This is a genomic window from Paenisporosarcina sp. P4_E4_2, from assembly GCF_056401595.1.
This window is the reverse complement of the sequence record NZ_JBFUJC010000432.1, coordinates 1-2,305: the sequence shown is the minus strand read 5'-3', so window position 1 is coordinate 2,305 and position 2,305 is coordinate 1. Positions and strand designations below refer to the sequence as shown.

The following is a 2,305-nucleotide window of genomic DNA, read 5'->3' as shown; positions in this document are numbered from 1 at the left end:
ACATATGGGAACCTATGATAAAATATGGGGTAGTAAAGATTGAAAGGAAGAGCAAACATTGCGTAAAACTTATATTGTCGATAGCGGCGTGCAAAATGAAAACGATATCCGTTTTTTATTGCAAGAAGATCCAACCAATCAGGAAGTAAAAGCGGCTGGTCAGTTAATCACTGATTCAGATGAGAATGCATTCGTTTATTTAATGGATGACTCCGATGGGTATACATATGTTCTATTTCCCAAAACAGTGTGGCCATTACTGGCAGTGTCACTTGGTGCAGACAAGGACCCAGTGTTAGTTTGGGGAAAGACGGATATTGTGCTTGATAATTTCAGAGAAGAATTAAATATGCTGATCTTCAATATCGAAGGAAATCACAATTACGGTGAAGAATTTGCAAATGCAGTAGAAGAAGCTTTTAAAGAACAACTGGCTGCAAATTGAATTCGTAATAAATTCACGAAGATAGCATTGGCAAGGGGGACTGGTCATGGGGCAATGGAGACGTTTTTTAGAGCCTTATAAGCAAGCAGTAGATGAATTGAAAATAAAATTAAAGGGTATGCGGACGCAATATGAAATAGCAAATACAAACTCACCAATTGAGTTTGTTACTGGCCGTGTGAAACCTCTTGCAAGTATCTATGATAAAACACTTGAAAAAGGAATTGCTTTTGAGCCCTCTGCCATACTAGTTAATGAACTGCAAGATATTGCAGGGTTGCGCATCATGTGTCAATTCGTTGATGACATAGAGACAGTGGTAGAGTTACTGCGTAATCGTCACGATATCAAAGTGGTTGAAGAACGTGATTATATCTCACATGAGAAACCAAGTGGCTACCGTTCATATCACATGATTGTTGAATATCCCGTCCAAACCATTCATGGGAAAATTCATATCCTGGTGGAAATTCAAATCCGCACGTTGGCAATGAATTTTTGGGCATCCATTGAACATTCGTTAAACTACAAATATAAGGGATTATTTCCCGAAGAAATAAAAAACCGCTTGCAAAGTGCAGCTGAAGCAGCATTTCGTTTAGACGAAGAGATGTCACTAATCCGTGATGAAATCCAGGAAGCACAAAAATATTTCAGTGAATATAAAGAGAGTGGAAATGCGAATTTCCCATCTAACTCTGGGGAAGGTAGGTCCAAGCATTTATGAAATTTGCCATTCAATCAAGGAATGATGCACACTCAAACGAATTGATGGCCAATGCCAAAACCTACTTGTCGGATTTTGGACTGGTGTGGGATGAAGAGTCACCCGATATCGTGATTTCAATCGGTGGAGATGGGACATTGTTGCACGCGTTTCATCGCTATAGTGAACAATTGTCGAAAGTAGCCTTTGTTGGAATTCATACAGGTCATTTAGGATTTTATGCAGATTGGAAACCAGCTGAAATCGAGAAGTTAGTGATTTCCATTGCCAAAAAAGAATTCGAAGTGATTCAATATCCTTTGCTCGAAGCGACCATTAATTATCGTAATACGGATGAAGAAAGTGTTTATTTGGCTTTAAATGAAAGCACAATCAAATCTCCAGATGTGACATTGGTGATGGATGTCGAACTGAATGACAGCCACTTCGAACGTTTCCGTGGCGATGGGTTATGTATGTCGACACCTTCTGGAAGTACCGCCTACAATAAAGCGCTTGGTGGAGCAATTATTCACCCATCTTTGGAAGCGATGCAGTTGACGGAAATGGCGTCCATCAACAATCGGGTCTTCCGTACAGTCGGCGCTCCTCTGGTTTTACCATCACATCATACATGCGTTTTGAAACCAGTGAAGGCCGTTGATTTCATGGTGACGATTGATCATTTGCAATTGCTCCATAAAGACGTAAAATCCATCCAATATCGTGTAGCAAAAGAAAAAGTGCGATTTGCTCGATTCCGTCCATTTCCTTTCTGGAAACGTGTACATGATTCATTTATCGACAGCGATGTATAAACAATTTCATTTACTATTTAACGTAACGGAGCCTATATTACTTCGTGAAGCCCTAGGTAAATGGGGGATTTCCAAACGCACTTTAACATCAATTAAATTTGATGGCGGTTCCTTACTAGTTAATGGACAAGAAAAAACGGTCAGACATCCACTTTCAGTTGGGGATGTAGTGACCGTTCTTTTTCCCTATGAAGAAGTGAGTGCAGGGCTGATTCGCCAAGAAGGTCCACTGGAAATCATTTACGAAGATGATGTCCTCTTGATTGTCAATAAACCACCTGGTCAAAGCACCATTCCTTCCAGGGAACATCCATCAAACACGTTAGCCAATTATGT

The 2,305-nt window shown here is 40.1% G+C and carries 3 protein-coding genes and 1 pseudogene; all 4 read left to right on the top strand.

Annotated elements, in window-relative coordinates; genetic code table 11:
- Window positions 1–58: 58 nt before the first annotated feature.
- Window positions 59–445, top strand: a complete 387-nt coding sequence (locus AC1DSB_RS18285) for a UPF0738 family protein (RefSeq protein ID WP_016428004.1) — start codon at window positions 59–61, stop codon at window positions 443–445.
- 46 nt (window positions 446–491) lie between these two features.
- Window positions 492–1,172, top strand: a complete 681-nt coding sequence (gene yjbM / locus AC1DSB_RS18280; RefSeq protein ID WP_016428003.1) for a GTP diphosphokinase — start codon at window positions 492–494, stop codon at window positions 1,170–1,172.
- Window positions 1,169–1,969: an NAD kinase gene (locus tag AC1DSB_RS18275; RefSeq protein WP_016428002.1), complete on the top strand. Its 801-nt coding sequence runs from the start codon at window positions 1,169–1,171 to the stop codon at window positions 1,967–1,969. Before yjbM ends, AC1DSB_RS18275 begins: the two co-directional genes overlap by 4 nt.
- Window positions 1,941–2,305: pseudogene (locus AC1DSB_RS18270) on the top strand (RluA family pseudouridine synthase); the annotation flags it as partial. The gene AC1DSB_RS18275 and the pseudogene AC1DSB_RS18270, both read left to right, overlap by 29 nt.

Excerpts from the sequence above, each read along its gene's own strand:
- yjbM (WP_016428003.1), top strand. The coding sequence starts at position 492 with ATGGGGCAATGGAGACGTTTTTTAGAGCCTTATAAGCAAGCAGTAGAT.
- AC1DSB_RS18275 (WP_016428002.1), top strand. The coding sequence starts at position 1,169 with ATGAAATTTGCCATTCAATCAAGGAATGATGCACACTCAAACGAATTG.